The following is a 24,474-nucleotide window of genomic DNA, read 5'->3' on the forward strand; positions in this document are numbered from 1 at the left end:
CATCGGCTGGCACCGAGTGTGCGTGCAGCCATGGTCCGCCGTACAGGGCGCGCGCGCTGTGCACCGATCGGGTGGTTGCGAACCGGTCAGCGGCCGGTCAGCTCCGGTCCATCCGACGAGACGCGGCGTCTCGTCCCGCTGGTAGGCTGACCCCATGCCCGAGCCGCAGACCAGCACCCCCACGCCCCCCGACGCCACCCGCCGCAGCGAGCGCTCCCGCCGCGCGATCTACGACGCCGCTCTCGCCCTCGTCGGCGAGGTGGGCTACGCCAGGACCACCATCGAGGGCATCGCCGCCCGCGCCGGTGTGGGCAAGCAGACCATCTACCGCTGGTGGCCGTCCAAGGCCGCCGTCCTGCTGGAGGCGTTCATCGACCTCGGCGAGCAGGCGGCGCAGGACGCACAGGCCGCGCAGGCCGCCGGGCCCGGCGACGACACCCCCGAGGGGGAGCGGCAGGGCTACGAGATCCCTGACACCGGCGACCTCGCGGCCGACCTCAAGACGGTCCTGCGCGCCACCGTCGACGAACTCGTCGACCCGAAGTACGAGGCACCCTCCCGCGCCCTCGCCGCGGCCGGTGTCGTCGATCCCGCCCTGGGTGCCGAGTTTGTCGAGAAGCTCCTCGAACCGCAGCTCCAGCTGTACGTGACGCGGCTGCGCGCCGCCCAGGAGAACGGTGACGTACGCGGCGACATCGACCCGCGCATCGCCCTCGAACTCCTCGTCGCCCCGCTCGCGCACCGCTGGCTGCTGCGCACCCTCCCGCTCAGCCACGACTACGCCGACGCCGTGGTCGACTGCGCGCTGGGCGGCCTGACCCCACGCTGATCCGGCGGCCCGGCCGCCCAGCCGCCGGATCGCACCGCCGCGTCCCCGCGTCCCCGCGTCCCCGCACAGACGTGAGTTCGCTCACCAGCCCGGAGGGGTGGTCGCGCCCCTCGTCCAGGGCCCAGATGGTGCCGCGTATGGGGACAAAGGCGCCAATCGGGCCACGCTTGCCGCATCCGCCCCCGTACCCCGGATGCGGACTGCGCCCACCACAAGCGCAGGATGGTGGCAGCATGGAGAACACAACGCTGAGGTGAGGGGTTGAATGGGCGCCGATTCCGGCCGCTTTCGCGGCCCAGAGAGCAGGCCGACTTTGGAAAGCAGACTGCCCCAGTGGTTGCGCCGCCGTCCGAGGCCCGCCACCGACGCCGACCTGGCCGGTGACCGTGAGGCGCTGCTCCTGGCCGCCGCAGCCGCGGGCCTGCCGCTGGCGCCCGCCGCGTACCCCGTCGGATACCGGTGTTCGTGCGAACGTGTGGGCTGTCCGACCCCAGCCAGGCACCCGGTCTCCTTCGCCTGGCACACCCAGTCGACGACCGATCCCGAGCAGATCGCCCGGTGGGCCGAGGGCCAGCCCCAGGCCAACTTCATCACCGCTACCGGCCTGGTCCACGACGTACTCGACGTGCCGCTCGAAGCGGGCCGCAGCGCGCTGGAGCGCCTGCTCGAAGCCGGGGTCGAGGTCGGCCCGGTGGCGGAGTTCGGTGCCGGAAACGGCGACGCCCGGCTGCTCTTCTTCACCGCGACCCGCGGCACCCCGGAGGACGAGGACGAGTGGTGGCCGTGCCAGCTGGACTGCCACCCCGAGACCATGGACGAGCATCCGGGTCTGCGCTGGCACTGCCGGGGCAGCTACGTCCTCGTACCGCCGGCCCAGCTTCCCGGTGAGCACGAGGTGAGCTGGGTACGCGGCCCCGAGCACCCGCTGCCCGACCCGCTGACCCTGCTGGAGACGCTGACCGACGCGTGCGCCCGGTACGTCGGCGAGGACGACCCGGACGACCACCACGCGGTTGCCTGGCCCCTGGGCCGCTGACCACCGCCGGCGGTCACTGCCCGTCCGCGGCGGTCACTGCGCCTTCCGCAGCGGTCACGCCCCTGCGCGCCCGTCACTGCCCCTTCGCGGCGATCAGCCCCTGAATGCTGGCGAGCACCGTCACCAGCTGCTTCCCCCCGGCGCCGCCCTCACTCGGCGGCACCTGGGCGACCTGGCTGGAGACCCGCTCCTTGGTGAGCCTGGTCTTCGCCGTGCCGGTCATCAGCGCCCGCACGTCCGCGTTGATGTCCAGCCGGACCTCGCCGGCCACGGTCTGCTGCTCGAACTGGCGGGTGGCGAAGAACACCGTCGCCCCGCCGTCCTCCGTGACCAGGCCGAGCGGCGCGAACATCCCGCTGTCGAGGCGCTGGTCGACGTACTGGACCGAACGCCCGGGCCGGCGCGCCGTCTGCTGCCGGATCTGCCGTACGGCGGAGGTGTGCGGCCCCGGTGCGAACTTCGCGGGCTCGCCGCTCTGCATGTACGACGCGTAGTGCGCGCTCAGGTCCTTCGGCGCCAGCAGAAGGTCCGCCGCGTCAGGCCGCACCGGCTGCGCCCAGCCGTCCTCGTCCTTCTTGAACGTGGGCACCTGGTCGGAGGTGAGCACCGACAGGTGCGAGACCTCCCACAGCTGTTCGGCCCCGCCCCGCACGAACACCAGCAGCCAGCGCGTGTCGAGCCGGCCGCCGTCCTTGTCGCGGTTGCTGTCGGTGTCCGCGACGAACCACCGGGGCCAGCCCTGCTTCTTGGGGATCGAGAACTTCGCGTCGGTCAGCTTCAGCGGCTCGTGCTGCCGGTTGCCGCCCGGATTCTGCACCTGACGCGCCTCCAGCCCGGCCTGGTTGATCGCACCCAGCGCGCCGGTGACCCGGCCCGCGTCGAGGGCCGGGTCGTACGCCTTGTCGGCCTTGTTGTACGCGGTGGTGAAGTCCTCCAGGGCCTGCGCGGCCTCAGACTTCGTCGCCGACCGTACGATCTCCAGCTCGCCGTGCACCGTCACGCACCCGCTCGCCGTCACCGAGAGCGCCGTCACCGTCGCGAGCCCCGTGCCCAGTCGCCTCAGCCTGCTCATGCGCTGCCTTCTGTGTCTTCGTCCCCACCGACTTCCGGAACCCTACCGGCGCCAGGAAAAGCGCGAGCGTGGGGATCAGATACAGCAGCCACACCGTGACCTGGAGGACGGTCGGGTCGGGCTGGAAGTTTACGGTGCCCTTGAGGAGCGTCCCGTACCAGCTGTCCGGGGGGATCGTCGACGAGATGTCGAACGCCTTGTCGCGCAGGCCGCCGACGAATTCGGCCTCCTGCAGGTCGTGTACGCCGTACGCCAGCACCCCTGCTGCCACGACGACCAGCAGACCGCCGGTCCAGGTGAAGAACTTGGCCAGGTTGATCCGCAGCGCGCCCCGGTAGAAGAGCCACCCCAGCACCACCGCCGTCCCGATGCCGAGCAGCGCGCCCGCCATCGGCCGCCAGCCGTCGTCCGCCGCGTGCACCGCCCGCCACACGAACAGCGAGGTCTCGATGCCCTCCCGGCCCACCGCGAGGAACGCGGTGGCGACCAGTGCGCCGGTGCCGATCGCGAGGGCAGCGTCGATCCTGCCGTGCAGCTCGTCCTTCAGGTGCCGCGCGGTGCGCCGCATCCAGAACACCATCCACGTCACCAGGCCCACGGCGACGATCGACAGGATGCCGCCGATCGCCTCCTGAGCCTTGAACGTCAGCTCCTGGGTGCCGAATTCGAGGGCGAAGCCGAACGCGAGACTCACGGTGACCGCGATGCCCACACCGGCCCACAGGGGCGGCAGCTTCTTCCGGTTGCCGGTCTTCACCAGATAGGCGACGAGGATGCACACGACCAGGCTGGCCTCCAGGCCCTCGCGCAGGCCGATCAGGAAATTGCTGAACACGTGGGTTCGTCCCTTTCCGCTACCGCTAAGGCTTCGAGAACAGCGCCCGGCCCCACCAGTCGTCCTTGTCGCGGACGCCCGGCGGGACGGCGAACAGTGCCGAACCCACATGCTGGATGTACTCGTTGAGCGCGTCGCCGCGCGCCAGGCTCCGCTGTACGGGGATGAACGCCTCGCGCACGTCACGCTGGTAGGCCAGGAAGAACAGCCCGGCGTCCAGGCGGCCGAGGCCGTCCGTGCCGTCGGTGAAGGAGTAGCCGCGGCGCAGCATGCGCGCCCCGCCGTTGGAGTCCGGGTGGGCGAGGCGTACGTGCGACGTGGGCAGCATCGCCTTCAGGTTCGGCTCGTCGTGCTCGCGCGCCTTGCCGACAGCGGCGCCCTCGCCCTTGTCGCGGCCGAAGATGTCCTCCTGCTCGGCCAGCGAGGTGCGGTCCCAGGTCTCGATGCGCATCGCGATGCGGCGTGCGACGAGGTAGGAGCCGCCCGCCAGCCACGCGGGGCCCTCCTTCTCCCGTACCCACACATGCTTGTCGAGGCCGGCGTCGTCGGTGCCCGCGATGTTGCGGGTGCCGTCCTTGAAGCCGAAGAGGTTGCGCGGGGTCTGGGCGTCGGGCGTCGTCGACGACGTCTTGCCGAAGCCCAGCTGCGACCAGCGGATCGCCACCTTGCCGAAGCCGATGCGGGCCAGGTTACGGATGGCGTGCACCGCCACCTGCGGATCGTCCGCGCACGCCTGGACGCACAGGTCGCCGCCGCTGCGGGCCTTGTCGAGGTTGTCGCCGGGGAAGACCGGCAGGTCCACAAGGGCCTCGGGCCGCTCCCCTTCGAGCCCGAAGCGGCCCTTGGCGAACAGCGAGGGGCCGAAGCCGACGGTGAGAGTCAGCCGGGACGGCTTGAGGCCGAGCGCCTCGCCGGTGTCGTCGGGCGGCGCCTCGGGGAGGCCGCCGTACGCGCCCTCGCCGACCGGCTGTCCCACCGTCATGAGGGCGCCGGCCGCCGTCCAGTCCTTGAGGAGCTGGGCGAGAGCCTCCCGGTCGTCCGTCGTGACATCGAACGCGGCGAAGTGCAGCCGGTCCTGGACGGCCGTGGCGATCCCGGCCTGGTGAGCGCCGTGGAACGGCACGGCCGCACCGTTCGACGCGGCGGGCCGGGCGTCCGTACCGCCGCTGAGCGCGGCGACGGTACCTCCGGCCAGGGCCGCGCCCAGCGTGAGCCCGGCACCGCCCCAGCCGATCACCGAACGGCGGGACGGCGCACCGGACGTGTCTTCACCGGGCATCGTCATGATCGGCGCCTCTCCTACTTCGTGACGACGACGGCGGCGAGCTTCGACAGGGGCTCGGCAAGGGCGTTGACGCCGTCGCTGAGCTCCTTGCGGTCCGCCTTGCCAACCTTGTCGTACGACGTGAACACGTACGAATCCTTGTCCTCGCGGTACTGGTCGAGCAGGTCGTTCAGCGCCGTGAACTGCTTGTCCAGCTCGGCCGTCAGCTTCGGGTCGTTCTTCGAAGCGATCGGCTTGAGCAGGGCGTACGACTTCTCCGCGCCCTCGACGTTGGCCTTGAAGTCGACGAGGTCGGTGTGGCTGTAGCGCTCTTCCTCACCGGTGACCTTGCCGGTCGCGACCTCGTCGAGGAGTTCCTTGGCGCCGTTGGCCATCGACGTCGGGGTGATCTCGGCCTTGCCGACCCGCTTCTGCCAGTCGGTGAGGTCGGTCAGCAGCGTGCCGGCGAGGGCCTTCTCCTCGGCGCCGAGCTTCTTGTCCTGCCACAGCGCCTTCTCCAGACGGTGCCAGCCGGTCCACTCCTGGCCCTTCTCCAGGCCGTCCTCGCGCAGGTCGACCTTCGGGTCGATGTCGCCGAACGACTCGGCGACCGGCTCGGTGCGCTCCCAGCCGATGCGGGAGTCGGCGTACGCCTTCTTCGCCGCTTCGATGTCACCCTTGTTCACGGCGTCGGTGAAGACCTTCGCCTTGGGCAGCGTCTCGTCGGCCTGCTCCTGCACGTACGTACGGAAGGCGGCGACGGCCGCGTCCATCTCCGGGCTGCGCTTGGCGGTCTTGCCGCCGCCGGTCGCCTCGACCTTCTGGCGGATGCCGTCGCCCTTCATGCCGGGCTTGCAGGCGATCTCGTACGAACCGGCCTTCACCTCGGCGGTGATCTTCGCCTTGGTGCCGGGGCCGATGTTCTCGCGCTCGGTCACGATGCGGTCGTCGGGGAAGAGGAGGTAGACCTCGGTGACCTTCGAGCCCTTGTTCTCCACGGCCAGTTCGACGGTCCCGGCCGGGAACTCCTTCTTCGACACCTCGCAGGCGTCGTCCTCGGCGACAACCGTGATCGCTCCCTCGCCGCTGCCCTTGGCGTCGCTCTTCTCGGCGCAGCCCGTGACGGCGGTCAGAGCCACCACGGTCGCGGCAGCGGTGACGACGGAGAGACGGACGGGGCGCATGGGGACTCCACGTGGATCAGGGAGGGGAACGGCACGGCGGGGGCAGAGGCAGGAAGTGAGGCGGACCTAACTTAGCCGAGGCTTATCTCGCCACCACCCACGCCCCCAGTGATTCCGCTCTCACGCCCGCCCCCGACCACGCGATCGAAGTCGGCGGCCGGGCCCGCTTCGCCCCACGCCCCGTCTGCCGCTTGAGGCGCGCGACCACTACGCGCTGAGTGGGAACTCCCCGCCCAGCTCCCGGAAGACCGCACCGTTGAAGTCGAAGGCGCGCTTGCACTCGTCGATGATGCGCTGCTTCTCCAGGTCGTCCGCGTTCACCTGGTCCAGCAGCTCGCGGTAACTGCGCTTGAAAGCAGCCGGGTTGGCGATCGACTCGAAGACGTAGAAGCGCACGCCGTCGCCCTTGCGTGCGAAGCCCCAGGCCTTCTCCGCCCTGTCACGGATGATCTGGCCGCCCGACAGGTCGCCGAGATAGCGCGTGTAGTGGTGCGCCACGTACCCGGCCGGCCAGCTGCGCGCGCACTCGGTGACGCGCCCGGCGTACGCCGCCGTGGCGGGCAGCGGCTCGACCCCCTCGCGCCAGTTCCCGCCCCGCAGATGGGCCAGGTCGCGCTCCAGCTCGGCGGTGCGCATCAGCTCGGGCCGGATGAACGGGCCGGCCACCGGATCGTCCTTCAGTGACTCGGCCGCGTCCTCCAGCGCCCGGTAGACGAACCACAGCTGCTCCGTGTAGCGGGCGTACGCGTCCACGGAGAGCTTCCCGCCGAGCAGGTCGCTCATGAAAGTGGAGGTCTCCGCCTCGGTGTGCTGCTCGTGCGACGCGACGCGGATCAGCGTGGAGAAGGGCGTTGCGGCGGCTGTGGCGGTGACGTCCAAGGCGGGCCTCCGGGGGCCGAGGGGACGGGGCGGGGCGGGAAACGAAGAGCCGGTGCGGTGACGTGACGAGCAGCGCGTGCCGCCGCCACCACGCCGATCTTCGTACTTAGGTGTGCCTAAGTCAATTGGTTCCCGACGACCTGTCGGTAAAAACCCGGTGCCGTGGACTTGTTTACGGGAGAGTGAGAATCTCCGCACCGGTCTCGGTGACGACCAGCGTGTGCTCGAACTGGGCCGTCCGCTTGCGGTCCTTGGTCACGACCGTCCAGCCGTCGTCCCACATGTCGTACTCGTGTGTGCCGAGTGTGAGCATCGGCTCGATGGTGAACGTCATGCCGGGCTGCATCACGGTCGTCGCGTGCGGGCTGTCGTAGTGCGGAATGATCAGCCCGGAGTGGAACGACGAGTTGATCCCATGCCCCGTGAAGTCCCGCACCACGCCGTAGCCGAACCGCTTGGCGTACGACTCGATGACGCGCCCGATGACATTGACCTGTCGGCCCGGCCTGACCGCCTTGATCGCGCGCGCCAGCGACTCGCGGGTCCGCTCCACGAGCAGCCGCGACTCCTCGTCGACGTCACCGCACAGGTAGGTGGCGTTGTTGTCGCCGTGCACACCGTTGATGTACGCCGTGACGTCGAGGTTCACGATGTCGCCGTCCCGGAGCACGGTGGAGTCCGGGATGCCGTGGCAGATGACTTCGTTGACGGAGCTGCACAACGACTTGGGGTAACCGCGGTACCCGAGGGTAGAGGGGTAGGCACCATGGTCGATCATGAAATCGTGGGCGACCCGGTCCAGCTCGTCGGTGGTCACCCCCGGGGAGATGTGCTTCGCGGCCTCCGCCATCGCCTGAGCGCCGATGCGGCCCGCGACGCGCATCCGCTCGATGGTGTCGGCGTCCTGGACTTCCGGGCCGGTGTACGGCGTGGGAGACGGCTTCCCGACGTACTCGGGCCGCCGGACATTGCCGGGGACGGAACGGGTGGGAGAGAGCTCCCCTGGTACGAGCAGTGACTGGCCAGACATACCAGCGAGTGTATCCAGCCGTGATCGGGCAGCATGGCGACAGAGGAAGGAGCCGACGATGGCCCTGTTCAAGAAGCGCACGGTCGGAAAGCCGGGCGAATGGTTCTACTGCCTGGAGCACAAGAAGGTCGAGGAAGGCCCCGAGTGCCCGGCGAAGGACCGCTTCGGCCCCTACGCGACCCGCCAGGAGGCGCAGCACGCGATGGAGACCGCGGCGGACCGCAACCTCCAGTGGGACACGGACCCGAACTGGCACGACCGGGACGGAACGCGGCCGGACGGGGACGCCGCCTGACCGGCTTACCGGGCGTCTTACGGGGGCTCTGCCCCGGACCCCGCTCCTCCGAAGGCCGGAGGGGCTGAAGTGGGCCGCAATCGGCACCATCCAGCCCCTCCGGCTTGGAGGACACGCCGGTCACCACCGCCCCGGCGGCGGCGCCGTCAGCTGATCGGCCAGCCGCGACACCCGGTCCCGGAACCGTCGCCGCCCCCGAGGCACCGGCAGGCTGTTCTCCCCGGCCGCGGCGCTCACCAGGTGCTGCACCGTGTCCATGTCCACGTCCCCGCCCACCGGTACGGACAGCGCCTCGTGCGCCAGCGTCCGCACCTCCCCGTTCTCGCCGTCCTCACCGTCCAGCGACAGCACTCTCGCCCCGGCCCGCCGCGCTCCGCACACCCGCTCCAGCAGCTCCGCCCCCGGCCGCTCCGGCGCCACGACCAGCAGCGTCTCGCCGCGCCGCACCGCCTCGATCCGTTCCAGCCCCACCGACAGGTGCGCCGGCTCCCCGGGCCGCACCCGGTGGCGTACGAGCGTGGGGTTCAGCTCCGCGAGCCCGGACCAGGCGGCCTCGTCGACGAGATGCGCGGCCAGGTGCCACGGCTCGTACGCCCGAGTGCCCACCAGCAGCAGCCCGCCGCCGTGCGGCACGACGGACGACCTCAGCACCCCGGCGAACCGCCGTGTGGCGGGCAACCACTCGGTGCCGTCGAGGACTTCACGGAGCAGGGCGACACGTACGGCATCCATGGCCCGGCATCCTGCCGTACGGCCTCGCTCCCCGCCCGCGAATGCACACGTCTCACCCGGACGAGCGCGCTACCAGCAAGTAGTGTCGGCCCATGACTTCGACTGACAACGCACAGAAGCCCGCGCCCAAGGACCCGTGGGACCTCCCGGACGTGTCCGGCCTGGTCGTGGGCGTACTCGGCGGGACCGGCGACCAGGGGCGCGGGCTCGCGTACCGCCTGGCCAGGGCCGGCCAGAAGGTGATCATCGGCTCGCGTGCCGCCGAGCGCGCGCGGGCCGCCGCCGACGAGCTGGGCCTCGGCGTGGAGGGTGTGGACAACGCGCAGTGCGCGCGCCGCAGCGACATCGTGATCGTCGCCGTGCCGTGGGACGGGCACGCCAAGACGCTCGAAGGGCTGGGTGAGGAGCTGAGCGGCAAGCTCGTCGTCGACTGCGTGAACCCTCTCGGCTTCGACAAGAAGGGCGCGTACGCCCTGAAGCCGGAGGAGGGCAGCGCGGCCGAGCAGGCCGCCGCCCTGCTGCCCGGCTCGCGGGTGACCGCCGCCTTCCACCACCTGTCGGCGGTGCTCCTCCAGGACCCGGCGGTCGAGGAGATCGACACCGATGTGATGGTGCTGGGTGAGACCCGCGCGGACACGGACATCGTGCAGGCTCTGGCGGAGCGCATCCCCGGGATGCGGGGCGTCTTCGCCGGGCGGCTGCGTAACGCGCACCAGGTGGAGTCGCTGGTCGCCAACCTGATCTCGGTGAACCGCCGCTACAAGGCGCACGCGGGGCTGCGCGTGACCGACGTGCACCGCTGACCGACGCGCACCGGCCGACCGGCGTACAAGCAGGATCCGGGCATGGTGGACACTGGACGGGAAGTATCCCGCCCCGCACCCCAGGAGCCGACCCCCATGCCCCGCCTCGCTCTGTACGCCCTCGTCGTCTGCGTCCTGGCCGCGGCCGCGGCGGTGGTGTCCTTCGTCCAGGGCAGCTGGCTCGGGATCGTGTGGATCCTGCTGGCAGGGGTCGCCTCCAACATGGCCTGGTACTACCTGCGCAAGGCGAAGGCTGAGCGCGAGGCCCCGGTCACCCGCTGATCAACGGCACCTGCGGATCGCCCTGCCAGAAGCGGTAGAAGCCCTGCCCCAGGTAGGTGTCCAGCTCGGTGACGCCCAGCCCCCGCAGCAGCGCGTCGACCGCGTCGAAGAAGACGTGGTTGACGGCGGGAATCCACAGCACCGCGAAGACGAGCAGCAGCCCGAACGGGGCGAGCGGCTCGACCTGGCGGCGGATTCCGTGCGAGAGCCAGGGCTCGATCACGCCGTAACCGTCGAGGCCCGGCACCGGCAGGAAGTTCAGGATCGCGGCGGTCACCTGGAGCAGGGCGAGGAACCCGAGCGCGTACCGGAACACATCGGGGACGCCGTCCAGCGCCCCCAGCCAGAACGGCGCCGTGCACACGATCGCGAACAGCACGTTCGTCAGCGGTCCCGCCGCGGAGATCAGGCTGTGCTTGAGACGGCCCCGGATGCGGTGGCGCTCGATGAAGACGGCACCGCCCGGCAGACCGATACCACCCATGATCACGAACAGCACCGGCAGCACGATGCTGAGCAGTGCGTGTGTGTACTTGAGTGGATTGAGAGTCAGATACCCCTTCTCGCTGATGGAGATGTCGCCGCTGTGCAGGGCGGTGCGGGCGTGGGCGTACTCGTGCAGACACAGCGAGACGATCCACGCGGCCGTGACGAAGAGGAAGACGGCGAACCCGGTACTCGCCGAGAACTCCGTCCACACCGCCCACCCGGAGACCGCCATGACGGCGACGATCCCGAGGAAGACGGGACTGATCCGCCGGTCGCGGCGGGTGATGGCGGTGGTCATGCGCGGGGCTCCAGGTGTGGGGGAGAGAGCGGTGCGTCGAGCCGGGACTATGAAAACGTCTCGCGCGGCAACGGTAGTTCCGGCAAAGCTGGATTCATGGCGCTCTGGAGCATCAAGTACGACGGCTGGCAGATGGAATGCTGCGGCAAACCGTTCTCGGTGGGTGACGAGGTGCGGTGGCGATTGGCGCTGAGGCTGACGGAGGACGGGGCCGACCCGGCGTCGTGGAAAGACTGTTTCAGCGAGCTGGAGCAGTCGGGGGCAGGGCTCGTGAGCGGTCCGGGGATCACTGCGCTCTGGGCCGGGTCCGGCACCGGCGCCGGGGCGCGCGCGGTCGGGCTTCTCGCGGTGGAGACGCACGGGCCGGGCCCGAGCGACGTACCGGAGACCGTCGGAACGGTCCGTTCCATCCAGGTCGTCACCGAGGGGTACGCCGCGACGCGCACCGGCTCGCGCACGTACGAGGTGGTGGCGGGCGAACGGTGGCTGCGGCCGGTCGACACCTGCCCCAAGTGGTTCGGCGACGAGACGAGGCCGGACCGTGGGGGCCGCGGCTACCGGCGCGACGAGACCGGGGTCCTGGTCGAACTGGAGGCGCCCGGCGGCCCGGCGTCCGCGCGTCCCGGACAATAGGCCCGTGCGCTACCGAATCCTCGGACCGACCCAGGCACTCCGTGACGACGGGACCCCCGTCGCCGTCGGCGGGCCGCGGCTGCGTGCGCTGCTCACGGTGCTGGCGCTGCGGCCCGGACGTACGGTGCCGTTCGGGGTCCTCACCGCCGAAGTGTGGGGCGACGACCCGCCTGCCGACGCGACCGCCGCGCTCCAGGCCCTGGTCGCCCGTCTGCGCCGGGCGCTCGGGCACGCCGCGGTCGCGTCCGAGGACGGCGGCTACCGGCTGCGCGCCGGCTCGGAGGACGTCGACCTGTACCGCTTCGAACGGCTCGCGACGGAGGGCGCCCGGGCCCTGGACGACGGTGATCCGGGCAAGGCGGCGGCCCTGCTGGACGAGGCGCTCGGCCTGTGGCACGGCCCGGCCCTGGCCGGCCTCCCGGACCGTACGGCCGAAGCCGCCAGGTGGAGCGCCCGCCGCCACGCGGCCCGCCGGTGCCGACTGACCGCGCTGTCGGCCCTCGGGCGGGCCGAAGAGGTGCTGCCGGAATTGGCCGCGCTCTGTGACGAACACCCCATCGACGAACAGCTCCAGGCGCTGCGGCTGCGCGCCCTGCGGGACACGGGCCAAAGGGCGCAGGCCCTGGCGGCGTACGACGCACTGCGTCGCGACCTGGCGGCCCGCCTGGGCGCCGACCCGTCACCCGAACTGCGTGCCCTGCACGCCGAACTGCTCGCCCCGGCGGACCGGCCCCCTGGCGAGGACCGCCAGGCATCGCCCGCGCCCGGTACGACGCACACCGGCCATCGTCGGGGGACCGGGGGTCCGCCCTCGGTTCCGGGAAGGGGGCGGGCGGGGGAGCGGAACGCCGCCCCCGGCAACATGCGCGCCCGGCTGACGTCCTTCGTCGGCAGGGAGGCCGACATCGAGGCGATCCGGGGCGACCTCGCGCGGGCCCGGCTCGTCACCCTCCTCGGGCCCGGCGGTGCGGGCAAGACCCGGCTGTCCCAGGAGGCGGCCGAGGCGGCCAACCGGGCCGGAGCGCAACCGTCCGGCGCGACCGGCGACGCCGCCGACCCGCCCTGGCGCGACGGCGTATGGCTGGCCGAGCTCGCCCCCGTCGACGACCCCGACACCGTCCCCGAGGCCGTGCTCGCCGCCCTCGGCGCGCGCGAGACCGTGCTGCGCGGCGCCGGCGCCGAGGAGCTGCGCGCCGCCGCGGACCGCCACGGCGACGAGCCCACGGCCCGTCTCGTCGAGCACTGCGGCCGCCGCCGGATGCTTCTCCTGCTCGACAACTGCGAGCACGTCGTCGACGCCGCCGCCCGCCTCGCCGAGGAACTGCTGGCCCACTGTCCCGGTGTGACGGTACTGGCCACCAGCCGAGAACCCCTCGGCGTGCCCGGCGAGATCGTCCGCCCGGTGGAACCGCTGCCCGACCCCATGGCGCTGCGCCTGTTCGCCGACCGCGGCGCCGCCGCGAAGCCCGGCTTCCGCACCGACGACGACTCCGCCGCTGCCGCCGAGATCTGCCGGCGCCTCGACGGCCTGCCGCTGGCCATCGAACTGGCCGCCGCCCGGCTGCGGATGCTCACCCCGCGCCAGATCGCGGACCGCCTCGACGACCGGTTCCGGCTCCTGACCGGCGGCAGCCGCACCGTACTGCCGAGGCAGCAGACCCTGCGCGCGGTCGTCGACTGGTCGTGGGACCTGCTGGACGAGGACGAACGGGCGGCCCTGGGTGCCCTGTCCGTCTTCGCCGGCGGCTGCGACCTCGTCGCCGCCGAAGCGGTGTGCGGCCCCGACGCGCTGGACCTGCTCGGCTCACTGGTCGACAAGTCCCTGGTCGTCGCGGCCCCTTCGACGCCCGCGGGAAACGACGACGAGGGCGGCGGCATGCGCTACCGCCTCCTCGAAACCGTCGCCGAGTACGCCGCCGAACGCCTCGACGAGGCCGGCCGACGCCCCGACGCCGAACGCCGCCACCTCGTCCATTTCCGTGAGCTCGCCCGCCACGCCGAACCCCTGCTCCGCGGCCGCCACCAGCTCGCCTGCGTCAGCCGCCTCCAGGTGGAGTACGAGAACCTGCGCACCGCCCTGCGCCGGGCCGTGGCCGCCGGCGACGAGCACGAGGCACTGTGCCTCGTCCACTCCCTCGCCTGGTACTGGACGTTCCGCGACCTGCGCAGCGAGGCCCGCCACTGGTCCCTGGCCGCGGCCCGGCTCGGCCCCGACCCCTTCGCCCCGCCCGCCGCCCCCGCTCCCGCCCTGCACGAGCGGTGTACGGACGCGCCGCCGCCCATGGCACCCGAGCAGCTGCTGGAGGCCAGGCGCGGAGCGTGGCTGCTCCACCTGGCGAGCATGAACCACGAACTCGACGAGTGGACCACCGAGGACGCCGAAGCCTGGCTGCGCCGTGTCGTGGACGTCTACCGGCCCGGTCTCCCGCAGACCTGCCGTGTCCCCGGCACGCTGTGGTTCTACGCGATCATGCTGACCGGCAGTCCCGGCCGGCTGAAGGCGGTCCTGGACCAGACCGTCGACGCCTGCCGGGAGTTCGGTTACACCTGGGAGCTGGCCGGCGCCCTCCAGCTGCGGGCCAACATCCTCGCCAACCGGCCCGAGTGGGCGGGCGACGCGAGCCGCGACGCCGACGAGAGCCTGGAGATCTTCACCCGGCTCGGCGACGCGTACGGCGCCGCCGAGGCGCTGGCCGCACGCGGTGAGGCACGCGAGCGCAGAGGTGAATTCGCTCTTGCCGCCCGGGACTTCCGCGCTGCGATCGGTCACGCGGAGCGGCTCGGGGCGCGCACGCAGGTGTCCTTGCTGCGGACCCGGCTCGCCGGCGTGTTGGCCGAGACGGGGGAGGGCGAGACGGCGGAAGCCATGCTGCGGGAGATCCTCGCCAAGGTCGAAGAGGGCGAGCAGGGCCGGCATGAGTCGGAGCCCGCCGCCCGCATGTATCTCGCGATGTGGCTCGGCCGCACCGGCCGCACGGACGAGGGACGCGAGCAGCTGACACTGATGCGCGCCGCCTTCAACCAGTCGAACCTCGCCCTTTTCGAAGGGTTCGTCCTCGGCCTGCTCGCCTGGATGGACAACCTCGACGGGCGCTACGACGAAGCGCTCGGCGGGGCCCGCCAGGCACTGGAGCGCTCCCGCGAGCCGCTGTCCATGATGGTCGCCCCGCAGATGCCGGCCATCCACCTGCTGACGGCGGCCCGCTCCCTGGCCGGCCTCGACCGCGCCCACGACGCTGCCCAGTTCCTCGGCGCGTACGAGGCGATGCTGCCTCGGGGCCACTTCGTCGCCACCCAGGAGCGCGAGTCCAGGGCGGACGCCCAAGCGGTGGCCCGCGCCGCCCTGGACGACTCCGCGTACGAGGCGGCGTACGCCGAGGGCGGCCACCTCACCCTTGACGAGGCGGCCGCCCTGCTCGGTCTCTGAGCGACGGCGTCAGGTCTTCTTGCGGAACTTCGAGACGGCGAGCGGCGCCGTCACCAGCGTGATCACCGCGGCCCAGGCCAGCACCATCCACACGTCACGGGCGACGGGGCCGCCGATGAACAGACCGCGCGCCGCGTCCGCGAGACTCGACAGCGGGTTGTAGTCGGTGAAGCTCTGGAGCCAGCCCGGCATCGTCGACGGCGGCGTGAAGATCGAGGATCCGAACTGCAGCGGCATCAGCACGATCATCGCCATGCCCTGCACGGCCTGCGCCGTCTTCACGGTGAGCCCGATCAGGATGAAGACCCACATCAGCGAGGCGCCGAAGAGGAGCGACAGCCCGATCGCACCCAGCACGTGCAGCGGAGAGGTTTCGACCGACAGGCCCAGGACGAAGCCGACGACCAGAAGGATCGCGAAGGCGACCATCATCCGGCCGACCTCGACGACGATCTTCGCTATGAGGACGGAGGACCGGGCGATCGGCATCGTCCGGAACCGGTCCATGACCCCCTTCTGGAAGTCCTCGTTGATGCCGGTGCCGACCGCCATGGACACGTTCATGCCCATCATCGCCATCAGACCCGGGACCAGGTAGCTGACGTATTCGGCCTGTTTGCCCTGGCCCGCCACCGCGCCGCCGAAGACGAACACGAAGAGCAGCGTGAAGACGATCGGCATGAACAGGACGTCGAACATCGACTCCGGGTCCTGCTTGATCTGCATGGCGTTGCGACGAGCGAGCGCGACGACGTGCCGCACATTGGCGCGCAGCCCGATCCGCCCCTCGCCCTCGTGCGCCTTCGCGGGCGCCGGCGCCGCCGGCGCCGGTGTCACTGTCGCCGCGCTCATGCCGCGACCTCCTCGTGCTTGTGGGGTGTGAGCTTGTCGTCGGCGTCGTCGGCGGGCGTCTTGCCCTTGGCCGACTCGCTCGTCTTCTCGCCCGTGATGGCCAGGAACACCTCGTCCAGGCTGGGCAGATGGGTGCCGATGTGCGCGATGCCGAAGCCGCGCGCACCCAGCAGGCCGACCACCGCGGTCAGCTGCTCGTCGCTGAGGATCGGTACATACAGCAGGCCCTCGTCGGCGGCGACCGTCGAGCCGGCGATGCCGTCGAGGCCCGCCCCGCTCAGCGCGTCGGCCATCGCGGTCAGCTGCGCCTGGTCGGACGGGCGGACCTCCAGGGTGCGCCCGCCGACCTTCGCCTTCAGCTCGTCGACCTTGCCGCCGGCGATGACGCGGCCGCGGTCGATGACCGTCAGCTCGCCGGCGAGCTGCTCGGCCTCCTCCATGTACTGCGTGGTGAGCAGAACGGTCACGCCTTCGCCGACCATCCGCTTCACCTCGTCCCAGACCTCGTTACGGGTGCGCGGGTCGAGTCCGGTCGTCGGCTCGTCCAGGTAGAGCACGGCAGGGTGCCCGATCATCGAAGCGGCCAGATCCAGGCGCCGGCGCATGCCGCCGGAGTACTGCATCACCGGCTTCTTCGCGGCCTCGGTCAGCGAGAACCGCTCCAGCAACTCGTCCGCGCGCGTCCTTGCGGGACAGATCGAGCAGCCGCCCGATCATGTAGAGGTTCTCCCAGCCGGCCAGCTTCTCGTCCACCGAGGCGTACTGCCCGGTCAAGCCTATCGTGCGGCGCAGCTGGCGGGGCTGCTTCACCACGTCGTACCCGGCCACGACGGCCGTGCCGGCGTCCGGCCGGACGAGGGTGGACAGGCAGCGCACGAGTGTGGTCTTGCCGGCGCCGTTCGGACCGAGGACACCGAGGACGGTGCCTTCCTTCACGACCAGGTCGACGCCGTCCAGTGCCTTGGTCTCGCCGTAGTGCTTGACCAGTCCCCATACCTCGACGGCGTTGGCGGCGCCGCCGGTGGGGCTCATCTCGATTCGACTCATGACGACTATGAGAGCATCCGCCACTGACAACGCACCGACAGCTTGCCCACAAGCACCGACAGCCCGCCGATGGGGGAAGTCGGCGGGCTGTCTCTGGGTGCGGCAGTGGTCAGTGGAAGGAGTGCTCCTCCTGCGGGAACGCCCCGCCGACGACATCGCCGGCGAACGCCTTCGCCGCGTCCCCGAGGGTCTGCCGCAGGTTCGCGTACTGCTTGGTGAAGCGCGGCACCTTGCCGCCGGTCAGCCCCGCCATGTCGGTCCACACGAGGACCTGCGCGTCCGTGTCCGGTCCCGCGCCGATGCCGACGGTCGGAATGTGCAGCGAGCGCGTGACCTCGGCGGCCAGCTCGGCCGGTACGAGCTCCAGCACGACCGCGAAGGCACCCGCGTCCTGCGCCGCCTTAGCGTCCCGCAGCAGCTGGTGGGCCGCCTCGTCGCTGCGGCCCTGGACCCGGTACCCCATGGTGTTGACGGACTGCGGGGTCAGTCCCAGGTGCGACATGACCGGGATGCCGGCCTTCACCAGCAGCTCGGTCTGGGCGTGCGAACGCTCGCCGCCCTCCAGCTTGACCGCGCCCACGCCCGCGTCCTTGACCAGCCGAGTCGCGTTGCGCAGGGCCTGCACCGGGCCCTCCTGGTACGAGCCGAAGGGGAGGTCGCCGACGATCAGGGCACGCTGGGTGCCCCGTACGACAGCGGCGGACAGCAGGGTCATCTCGTCCATCGTGACGGGCACGGTGGTCTCGTAACCGAGGTGGCAGTTACCCATCGAGTCCCCGACCAGCATGACGGGGATGCCGGCCTCGTCGAAGACGGAGGCGGTCATCGCGTCGTACGCGGTGAGCATGGGCCACTTCTCGCCGCGCTCCTTGGCGGCGGCGATGTCGTGGACGGTGATGCGGCGAGTGCCCGTGCCGCCGTACAGCGCCTTGCTGCTGTCGGTGGGCGTCGGGCGGGCAGCCTGAAGCGTCATGGCCAACGGCTCCTTCGAAATCTCGAGGCGCCCTTACGGCGTCCCCGGACCGCATCCATCGTCGCATCCCCACGGGCCTCGCGGGAAGTGGCGAAGCGGAGCCCGGCCCACCGACTGGCTGGTTTGTGCGCGTTTCGTCACAGCGTCGGCGCGCCGCGCCCGGAGCGGAACCCGGCGCGTCGCCCGGTCGTCCTCGTGGCAGTACGGCCGTCGTCCATCCGCGGCGGGGAAAGACACCGCTCATCCCCTAGGGTCTGAGGCGGGGCGGTGTGCACAGCAAGGCAGTGAGGACATCTCCATGGCGCAGGCGTACATGACGGACGCGGGAAACGGCAGCTCAGGCTCTGAGCGTTCCGGATCCGGGCTCCGGCGCCGCCTCGGAAACCGGCTCCGGGACCCGGGCATCTGGCGCCGCGGCGTACTTCTGGCGATCTGCGCGGCCCTGATCACCGCGCTGATGGTCCTGCACGCGCAGATCCCCAACGCCATCGGCAACCTCGGCAGCCTCACCGAAACCTTCCTGCCCTGGCTCGGCCTGGCCGTGCCGCTCCTCCTCGTCGGGGCCCTGCTGCGCCGCTCGGCGACCGCGCTCGTCGCGCTGCTGCTGCCGGCGGTCGTCTGGCTCAATCTGTTCGGCGGCCTGCTCACCGACAAGGCGGGCACCGGCGGCAACCTCACCGTCGCCTCGCACAACGTCAACGCCGACAACCCCGACCCCGCGGGCACCGCCCGCGAGCTGGCAGCCTCCGGCGCGGACGTACTCGCGCTGCAGGAGCTCAAGGCGAGCGAAGTGCCGTCGTACGAGAGCGCCCTGTCGGGCACGTACAAGTACCACTCCGTGCAGGGCACGGTCGGGCTGTGGAGCAAGTACCCGATGACCGGCACCCGGCCCGTCGACATCAAGATGGGCTGGACGCGCGCCATGCGCTCGACGGTGTCGACGCCGGACGGGGACATCGGGGTGTACGTCGCTCATCTGCCGTCGGTACGGGTCAAGGTGAAAGCCGGCTTCACGGCCGGCCAGCGCGACGACAGCGCCGACGCGCTGGGCGAGGCCATCGCCCGCGAGCCGGAGGACAGGGTCGCCCTGCTCGGCGACCTGAACGGCACCATGAACGACCGGGCCCTGAACGCCGTCACCTCCCAGATGCGCTCCACGCAGGGCGCGGCGGGCGACGGCTTCGGCTTCAGCTGGCCCGCGGCGTTCCCGATGGCGCGGATCGACCAGATCATGGTGAAGGGCGTGGACCCGGTGTCGTCCTGGGCGCTGCCGGAGACGGGCAGCGACCATCTGCCGATCGCGGCGCGCGTGCAGTGGTGACGCGCCCGCTGTCACACCTGCGGCAATCCCGCGTTTACTTCCCGGAACAATTGACCTGCGCGACTTGGTTCCGTTCGGGAACCTAATCCCTCCGGTCAACGAAAAGGTCTGCCATGCCCCAGGCGGCGGCGGGCCTGGGGCATCGCCGTTACGGCGGGGCTGCTGGAGCGGGATCCGGGCTCGGCGCGCTCCCGGCTGGTGGCGAGGGGGTCGGCGGGGGAGCGGGCGCGGGAGCGTGCGAAGGAGCGGGCGGAGGCGTGAGCGCGCCGCCCGCGCCGCCCGCTACGCCGGCGACTCCCGCCACCGGTTGGTGATCGGCAGGCGCCGGTCCTTGCCGAAACCCTTCGCGGAGATCTTCGTGCCCGGCGGATACTGCCGCCGCTTGTACTCCGCCGTGTCCACCATCCGCAGCGTCTTCACGACCAGTTCACGGTCGAACCCCTCCGCCACGATCGACTCCAGCCCCCGGTCGTTGTCGACGTACATCTCCAGGATCCGGTCCAGTACGTCGTAGTCCGGCAGCGAATCCGTGTCGACCTGACCCGGCCGCAGTTCCGCGCTCGGCGGCTTGGAGATTGAGTTCTCCGGGATCGGCGGGGTCTGGCCGCGCTCCCCGGCCGCCTTGTTGCGCCACCTCGCCAGCGCGAAGATCCATGTCTTGTAGACGTCCTTGATCGGGCCGTACGCGCCGACCGAGTCGCCGTAGAGCGTCGAATACCCCACCGCCAGCTCGGACTTGTTGCCCGGCGCCAGCACGATGTGACCCTCCTGGTTGGAGAGCGCCATCAGCGTCGTGCCGCGCAGCCGCGACTGGAGGTTCTCCTCGGCGAGCCCGGTCAGATCCAGCGCACCCATGTACGCGTCGAACATCGGCTCGATCGCGACGGTCCGGTAGTTCAGTCCGGTACTGCGGGCCAGTTCGGCCGCGTCGCCCCTGGAGTGGTCCGAGGAGTACTTCGACGGCATGGACACGCCGTACACGTTCTGCGCACCCAGCGCGTCGCACGCGATCGCCGCGACGAGCGCCGAGTCGATGCCGCCGGACAGCCCGATCAGGACGGAGCTGAAACCGTTCTTCGCGGTGTACGCGCGCAGGCCCACGACCAGCGCCGAGTACACCTCCTCCTCGTCCTCCAGCCGCTCGGCGTACCCGCCGGTCAGCTCGGGCTCGTACGCCGCCACCGGCTCCTCGGACATGACGACGTGGTCGATGCGCAGACCGTCGGCGACGGTCCCGGACGGGGGAACGGGGTCGGCGGCCGGCAGGTCCAGGTCGACCAGCATGCTGCCTTCCGAGAACTGCGGGGCGCGCGCGATGACTTCACCGTCCTTGTCGCAGACGATCGAGTCACCGTCGTAGACCAGCTCGTCCTGGCCGCCGATCATCGCGACGTACGCCGTGGTGCAGCCGGCCTCCCTGGCGCGCTTGCGCACCAGGTCGAGGCGGCTGTCGTCCTTGTGGACCTCGTACGGCGAGGCGTTGATCGAGACGAGCAGGCCCGCCCCGGCGGCGCGGGTCGCCGGGACGCGGCCGCCGTCCTGCCAGAGGTCCTCGCAGATGGCGAGGGCCACATCGACGCCGTGGACGCGGATGACGGGCATCGAGTCGCCCGGCACGAAGTACCGGAACTCGTCGAAGACGCCGTAGTTGGGCAGGTGGTGCTTGGCGAAGGACAGAGCGACCCTGCCGCGGTGCAGCACGGCGGCGGCGTCCTGCGGGGCGCCGGCCGGCTGGCCGTAGCGGGGCTGGGCCTTCTCGCAGCGGTCGAGATAGCCGACGACGACGGGGATCTCCCCGAAGCCCTCCTCTGCCAGGCGTGCCGCGAGCGCCCGCACGGCGTCGCGGGAGGCCTCGACGAAGGACGACCGCAGGGCGAGGTCCTCGACGGGGTAGCCGGTCAGCGCCATCTCGGGGAACGCCACGAGGTGGGCGCCCTGCTCGGCGGCGTGCCGGGTCCAGTGGACGATCGACTCCGCGTTCGCGGCGAGGTCGCCGACGGTCGCGTCGATCTGATTCAGTGCGAGGCGTAGTTGAGGCACGTCGCCAGCCTAACCGTCACATTGACGCGATGTCCCGGCGGGCGTCCGTCGGCCTACTGGGAGCGCGGCAGCCCGGAGGAACCCAGAAATACGAATGTGAGTTCGGTGAGATTAGCGGTGCGGCGGCGGAGTAGCGTTCAGCCCACTATGCCCCTTGATCCACCCGCCGGTACCCGGCCCGTCGCCGTCCTCCTGCTGCTGGGCGCCGTCGCCTACACCGTCTGGCTGCTCGAAGCCGTGCTCGCGACCGGCCTCGACCCGTTGCGCTCCTACGTCAGCGAACTGGCCGCCGCCGACCAGCCGTTCGGCGGCCTCTTCCGCACCACCGACCTCGTCGCCGGCCTGCTGGTCCTGGCCGCCGCGTCGGCGGCTTTCGCCTGCTGCCGCCCGCGCGGCCGCTGGGAGGTCACCGGCTGGGCGGCCCTCGCCCTCTTCGGGGCCTTCACCGCCACCGACTCCCGGCTGCCGCTGAGCTGCGCGCCCACCCTGGACGCCCGCTGCGTCGCCGACGAAACCGCCGGGCTCGTCCCCGCCACGCACGTGGCGCACGCCTGGAGCAGCGGCCTCGCCATGACCGGGGCGGTGGTCGCCGTCGTGGCGCTCACGGTCGCGGCCCGCCGCCGGCGCCCCCGCTCGCTCCTCGCCCGTATCGGACACCTGATCGCCGGCGCCGAACTGGCCGCCACCGTCTGGACCCTGGCCTCCGTCGCCGCCTTCGAGGCCGGAGCGGGCAACTGGCTGCTGGGGGCGGGGCAGCGGCTCCAGGTGCTGCTCGTGGCGGTCTGGCTCGTCGTACTCGCGCTGTCCGTGCGGCGCATGTCAGCGACGCACATGCCGGTGGTACGAGAGAAGCTGTACGAGTGACCTCGACCGGCGTTTTCCTCAGGATCGGCGGCATCGCGCACCACGTGGTCGTCGAAGGCAGCGGCCCGGTGTGCGTGCTGAGCGCGGGTCTCGGGATGAGCTGGTTCGACTGGGACCAGGTGGCGGCGCTCCTGGCTCCGTCGCACACGGTCGTACGGTTCGACCGCCCCGGCCACGGCCTGAGCGCCGCCGCACCCGGCTCCGCGCCACCCACCGCCGCCGGGGAGGGGCACCGTATCGCCGGGGTCCTCGACGCGCTGGGGCTGGCCGAAGCGCCCGCCACCGTCGTCGGCCACTCCGTCGCCGGGTTTCACGCGGAGGCGTTCGCCCGGCTGCACCCCGCCCGTACGGCCGGGGTCGTCCTCGTCGACTCCAGCGTCGAGGAGCACGCCCGGATGCCCGCCGCCCCGGCCCTGCGCACCGCCGCCGGCCGCGCGCTCGCCGCGACGCTGTCCGCGGCCGGGGCCCCGGCCGCGCTCGGCCCCCTCGCGCGCCGCGCGCTGGTGCGGGCCGGCCGCGCGGGGAACGCCGGCGACCCGGCTCCCCCCGCGCTCGTACGCTGCTGCTACCGCACCACCCGCGTCCTGCGCGGGGTCCAGCGCGAGAACACCCACTACCGCGCGGTCGCCGCCGGACTCCTCGCCCTGCGCGAGAGCTGCCCGCTGCCCGCGGGCAGCCCGGTCACGGTCCTCGCGGCGTACGACGGCAGCGGAGGCCGCTGGTCGCTGCGCTGGCTGGAGCGCCAGCGGGCCCTGGCGGCAGCCCTCGGGGCGGACTTCGAAACCATCGAGCCCTCGGGGCATCTGATGATGCTGGACCGCCCCGACGCGGTGGTCGGGGCGGTCCGGGCGGTCCGGCCAGGCGTGGTCAGGAACGCGGGGCCGCGCCCCGTGCCTTGAGCAGGTCGGCCATCAGCGCCATCTCCGACTCCTGGGCGTCGACCATGCCCTGCGCCAGCGACTGCTCGGCGGCGACCTCGCACCGGTCGGCGCAGCCCCGCGCCATGGTGACGCCGCCCTTGTGGTGGTCGGTCATCAGCTGGAGGTAGAGGATCTCCGCCTGCTTGCCGTCCGCATCGGCGAGCTTCGCCAGCTCCGCCCTGGTCGCCATGCCGGGCATCAGCGACCCGTCACCACTGTCCTGGGTTCCGTGTGTCCCGTGGCCGTCGTGCCCGCCATCGTTCTCGCCGCCGTTCTTGCCGCCGTCATCCGCCGAGTCGTCGGAGCCCATCCAGGCCATCGGCTCCTCACCGGGAGCGACCTTCGGCAGACTCCACAGATCCAGCCAGCCCAGCATCATGCCCCGCTGGTTGGCCTGGGTGTTGGCGATGTCGTACGCCAGCCTGCGCACCTCTTCGTCCTTCGTGCGGTCGCGCACGATGAACGACATCTCGACGGCCTGCTGATGATGCACCGACATGTCACGGGCGAAACCGGCATCCGCGGAGCCGCCGGCCGGGGCGGCCGCCGCCGAAGCGGCACTGTCGTCAGCGCTCCCGGACGCCACCGTGACGGCCCCCGCGGCGAACAGCAGCGCGAGGACGACGGCCGTGATCGCGGCCCAGTACGTACGCGTCATCACTGGCCGATCCCGTTCGTGCACGCCGCTCCGGGCTCCGGCGTCTGCGGCCCCTGGACGTACTTCGTGAAGAACTGGTCGACGCGCGGGTCCGTGGCGCTGTCCACCGTCACCTGCTTGCCCCAGGCGCTGAGCATGAGCGCGCCCTTCTGGTCCTTGACCGGGCTCATCAGCGAGTACGAGGTGCCACCGACCTTGGCTTCGAGCTTCTTGATGTCGGCGTCCGACGCCTTGTCGTTGTACGTCACCCACACCGCGCCGTGCTCCAGCGAGTGCACCGCGTTGACGTTCGGGATCTCCTTCTTGTAGACATCCCGGTCGCAGTTCATCCACGCCTGGCTGTGGTCCCCGCCCACCGGAGGCGTCATCGGATACGAGACCTCCTTGGCGACGTGATTGCGTCCCAGCTTCTTCGCGTCCCAGGTCTCCTCGCCCTTCACGGGCGCCTTCGCCTGGCTCTCCCGCTTCTCCTTCTCGTCCGACTCCTGGAGGAAGACGTACGAACCGAAGCCGACGAGGCCGACCACCACGACCGCGCTGGTGACGATCGCGATGAGCCGGTTGCGGCGCTCGCGGGCCTGCTCGGCGCGGCGCATCTCCTCTATTCGGGACTTGCGTGACGCGTTGGCGGTCTTGTTGGAAGCCATGGTGTAAGTCCTTCGCCTGCTGAAAGGGGTTGGGGGGATTAGCGGATCCGGATGGGGCCGACAC

At 71.4% G+C, this 24,474-nt stretch carries 23 protein-coding genes and 1 pseudogene; 10 read left to right on the forward strand and 14 right to left on the reverse strand.

Annotation, left to right across the window (positions count from 1 at the left end; all coding sequences use genetic code 11):
* Window positions 1-154 precede the first annotated feature (154 nt).
* Window positions 155-829 (forward strand): TetR/AcrR family transcriptional regulator, encoded by a 675-nt coding sequence (locus ACU6WZ_RS21080; RefSeq protein ID WP_447029670.1) that lies wholly within the window; start codon window positions 155-157, stop codon window positions 827-829.
* A 265-nt stretch (window positions 830-1,094) separates the two neighbouring features.
* Window positions 1,095-1,865 carry a bifunctional DNA primase/polymerase gene (locus tag ACU6WZ_RS21085; RefSeq protein WP_447029671.1) on the forward strand — a complete coding sequence of 257 codons (771 nt, stop codon included), beginning with the start codon at window positions 1,095-1,097 and terminating at the stop codon, window positions 1,863-1,865.
* Between the two features lie 73 nt (window positions 1,866-1,938).
* Here the strand turns inward: ACU6WZ_RS21085 and ACU6WZ_RS21090 are convergent, their stop codons facing one another.
* The 6 genes from ACU6WZ_RS21090 to map form a co-directional block, all read right to left on the reverse strand.
* Complete coding sequence (locus tag ACU6WZ_RS21090) at window positions 1,939-2,928, reverse strand: SCO2278 family lipoprotein (RefSeq protein ID WP_514132738.1); 990 nt, start codon at window positions 2,926-2,928, stop codon at window positions 1,939-1,941.
* Window positions 2,816-3,772 carry an iron uptake transporter permease EfeU gene (efeU, locus tag ACU6WZ_RS21095; RefSeq protein ID WP_447029673.1) on the reverse strand — a complete coding sequence of 319 codons (957 nt, stop codon included), beginning with the start codon at window positions 3,770-3,772 and terminating at the stop codon, window positions 2,816-2,818. Before efeU ends, ACU6WZ_RS21090 begins: the two co-directional genes overlap by 113 nt.
* A 25-nt stretch (window positions 3,773-3,797) precedes the next feature.
* Window positions 3,798-5,057: an iron uptake transporter deferrochelatase/peroxidase subunit gene (gene efeB / locus ACU6WZ_RS21100; protein WP_447029674.1), complete on the reverse strand. Its 1,260-nt coding sequence runs from the start codon at window positions 5,055-5,057 to the stop codon at window positions 3,798-3,800.
* A 14-nt stretch (window positions 5,058-5,071) separates the two neighbouring features.
* The gene (gene efeO / locus ACU6WZ_RS21105) at window positions 5,072-6,220 is read right to left on the reverse strand and encodes an iron uptake system protein EfeO (RefSeq protein WP_447029675.1); all 1,149 of its coding nucleotides are present in this window, start codon (window positions 6,218-6,220) and stop codon (window positions 5,072-5,074) included.
* 207 nt (window positions 6,221-6,427) lie between these two features.
* A complete protein-coding gene (locus tag ACU6WZ_RS21110; RefSeq protein WP_447029676.1) occupies window positions 6,428-7,099 on the reverse strand; it encodes a biliverdin-producing heme oxygenase in 672 nt (223 codons plus the stop codon).
* Window positions 7,100-7,271: 172 nt separating this feature from the next.
* Window positions 7,272-8,129 (reverse strand): type I methionyl aminopeptidase, encoded by an 858-nt coding sequence (gene map, locus ACU6WZ_RS21115; RefSeq protein ID WP_447029677.1) that lies wholly within the window; start codon window positions 8,127-8,129, stop codon window positions 7,272-7,274.
* Window positions 8,130-8,187: 58 nt separating this feature from the next.
* On the opposite strand from map, the gene ACU6WZ_RS21120 reads away from it, so the two are divergent.
* Complete coding sequence (locus ACU6WZ_RS21120; RefSeq protein WP_447029679.1) at window positions 8,188-8,424, forward strand: hypothetical protein; 237 nt, start codon at window positions 8,188-8,190, stop codon at window positions 8,422-8,424.
* A gap of 120 nt (window positions 8,425-8,544) precedes the next feature.
* Here the strand turns inward: ACU6WZ_RS21120 and ACU6WZ_RS21125 are convergent, their stop codons facing one another.
* Window positions 8,545-9,156 (reverse strand): hypothetical protein, encoded by a 612-nt coding sequence (locus ACU6WZ_RS21125; RefSeq protein ID WP_447029680.1) that lies wholly within the window; start codon window positions 9,154-9,156, stop codon window positions 8,545-8,547.
* Between the two features lie 92 nt (window positions 9,157-9,248).
* On the opposite strand from ACU6WZ_RS21125, the gene npdG reads away from it, so the two are divergent.
* Both npdG and ACU6WZ_RS21135 read left to right on the forward strand, forming a co-directional pair.
* On the forward strand, window positions 9,249-9,959 hold the full coding sequence (npdG, locus tag ACU6WZ_RS21130) for an NADPH-dependent F420 reductase (RefSeq protein ID WP_447029681.1): 711 nt from the start codon (window positions 9,249-9,251) through the stop codon (window positions 9,957-9,959).
* Window positions 9,960-10,001: 42 nt separating this feature from the next.
* Window positions 10,002-10,241 carry a hypothetical protein gene (locus ACU6WZ_RS21135; RefSeq protein WP_447029683.1) on the forward strand — a complete coding sequence of 80 codons (240 nt, stop codon included), beginning with the start codon at window positions 10,002-10,004 and terminating at the stop codon, window positions 10,239-10,241.
* Here the strand turns inward: ACU6WZ_RS21135 and ACU6WZ_RS21140 are convergent.
* Complete coding sequence (locus ACU6WZ_RS21140; protein ID WP_447029684.1) at window positions 10,231-11,028, reverse strand: site-2 protease family protein; 798 nt, start codon at window positions 11,026-11,028, stop codon at window positions 10,231-10,233. The genes ACU6WZ_RS21135 and ACU6WZ_RS21140 overlap by 11 nt on opposite strands.
* Window positions 11,029-11,124: 96 nt before the next feature.
* Between ACU6WZ_RS21140 and ACU6WZ_RS21145 the strand changes: the two genes are divergently transcribed.
* Together ACU6WZ_RS21145 and ACU6WZ_RS21150 are read left to right on the forward strand one after the other, a co-directional pair.
* A complete protein-coding gene (locus ACU6WZ_RS21145) occupies window positions 11,125-11,661 on the forward strand; it encodes a DUF6578 domain-containing protein (RefSeq protein ID WP_447029685.1) in 537 nt (178 codons plus the stop codon).
* A gap of 4 nt (window positions 11,662-11,665) precedes the next feature.
* Window positions 11,666-15,088 carry an AfsR/SARP family transcriptional regulator gene (locus tag ACU6WZ_RS21150; RefSeq protein ID WP_447029686.1) on the forward strand — a complete coding sequence of 1,141 codons (3,423 nt, stop codon included), beginning with the start codon at window positions 11,666-11,668 and terminating at the stop codon, window positions 15,086-15,088.
* 9 nt (window positions 15,089-15,097) lie between these two features.
* Here ACU6WZ_RS21150 and ACU6WZ_RS21155 read toward each other — a convergent pair whose 3' ends face one another.
* From ACU6WZ_RS21155 to panB, 3 genes and pseudogenes are all read right to left on the reverse strand, one after another.
* Window positions 15,098-15,940, reverse strand: coding sequence for an ABC transporter permease (locus ACU6WZ_RS21155; protein ID WP_447029687.1), 843 nt, complete (start codon window positions 15,938-15,940; stop codon window positions 15,098-15,100).
* Window positions 15,937-16,987: pseudogene (locus tag ACU6WZ_RS21160) on the reverse strand (ATP-binding cassette domain-containing protein). The gene ACU6WZ_RS21155 and the pseudogene ACU6WZ_RS21160 overlap by 4 nt, the downstream one beginning before the upstream one ends.
* Before the next feature lie 109 nt (window positions 16,988-17,096).
* Window positions 17,097-17,960: a 3-methyl-2-oxobutanoate hydroxymethyltransferase gene (gene panB, locus ACU6WZ_RS21165; protein WP_447029688.1), complete on the reverse strand. Its 864-nt coding sequence runs from the start codon at window positions 17,958-17,960 to the stop codon at window positions 17,097-17,099.
* Between the two features lie 298 nt (window positions 17,961-18,258).
* On the opposite strand from panB, the gene ACU6WZ_RS21170 reads away from it, so the two are divergent.
* On the forward strand, window positions 18,259-19,281 hold the full coding sequence (locus ACU6WZ_RS21170; RefSeq protein ID WP_447029690.1) for an endonuclease/exonuclease/phosphatase family protein: 1,023 nt from the start codon (window positions 18,259-18,261) through the stop codon (window positions 19,279-19,281).
* Window positions 19,282-19,563: 282 nt separating this feature from the next.
* On the opposite strand, the gene ACU6WZ_RS21175 is transcribed toward ACU6WZ_RS21170, so the two are convergent.
* Window positions 19,564-21,321 (reverse strand): NAD+ synthase, encoded by a 1,758-nt coding sequence (locus tag ACU6WZ_RS21175; protein WP_447029691.1) that lies wholly within the window; start codon window positions 21,319-21,321, stop codon window positions 19,564-19,566.
* 147 nt (window positions 21,322-21,468) lie between these two features.
* Here ACU6WZ_RS21175 and ACU6WZ_RS21180 point away from each other — a divergent pair, with 147 nt between their 5' ends.
* Both ACU6WZ_RS21180 and ACU6WZ_RS21185 read left to right on the forward strand, forming a co-directional pair.
* Window positions 21,469-22,185: a DUF998 domain-containing protein gene (locus ACU6WZ_RS21180; RefSeq protein ID WP_447029692.1), complete on the forward strand. Its 717-nt coding sequence runs from the start codon at window positions 21,469-21,471 to the stop codon at window positions 22,183-22,185.
* Window positions 22,182-23,084 (forward strand): alpha/beta fold hydrolase, encoded by a 903-nt coding sequence (locus ACU6WZ_RS21185; protein ID WP_447029693.1) that lies wholly within the window; start codon window positions 22,182-22,184, stop codon window positions 23,082-23,084. Before ACU6WZ_RS21180 ends, ACU6WZ_RS21185 begins: the two co-directional genes overlap by 4 nt.
* Here the strand turns inward: ACU6WZ_RS21185 and ACU6WZ_RS21190 are convergent.
* The gene (locus tag ACU6WZ_RS21190) at window positions 23,053-23,763 is read right to left on the reverse strand and encodes a DUF305 domain-containing protein (RefSeq protein WP_447029694.1); all 711 of its coding nucleotides are present in this window, start codon (window positions 23,761-23,763) and stop codon (window positions 23,053-23,055) included. The genes ACU6WZ_RS21185 and ACU6WZ_RS21190 overlap by 32 nt on opposite strands.
* The gene (locus ACU6WZ_RS21195; protein ID WP_447029695.1) at window positions 23,763-24,410 is read right to left on the reverse strand and encodes a thioredoxin-like domain-containing protein; all 648 of its coding nucleotides are present in this window, start codon (window positions 24,408-24,410) and stop codon (window positions 23,763-23,765) included. The genes ACU6WZ_RS21190 and ACU6WZ_RS21195 overlap by 1 nt, the downstream gene beginning before the upstream one ends.
* Window positions 24,411-24,474: the final 64 nt, after the last annotated feature.

It is taken from the genome of Streptomyces hypolithicus (assembly GCF_052934925.1).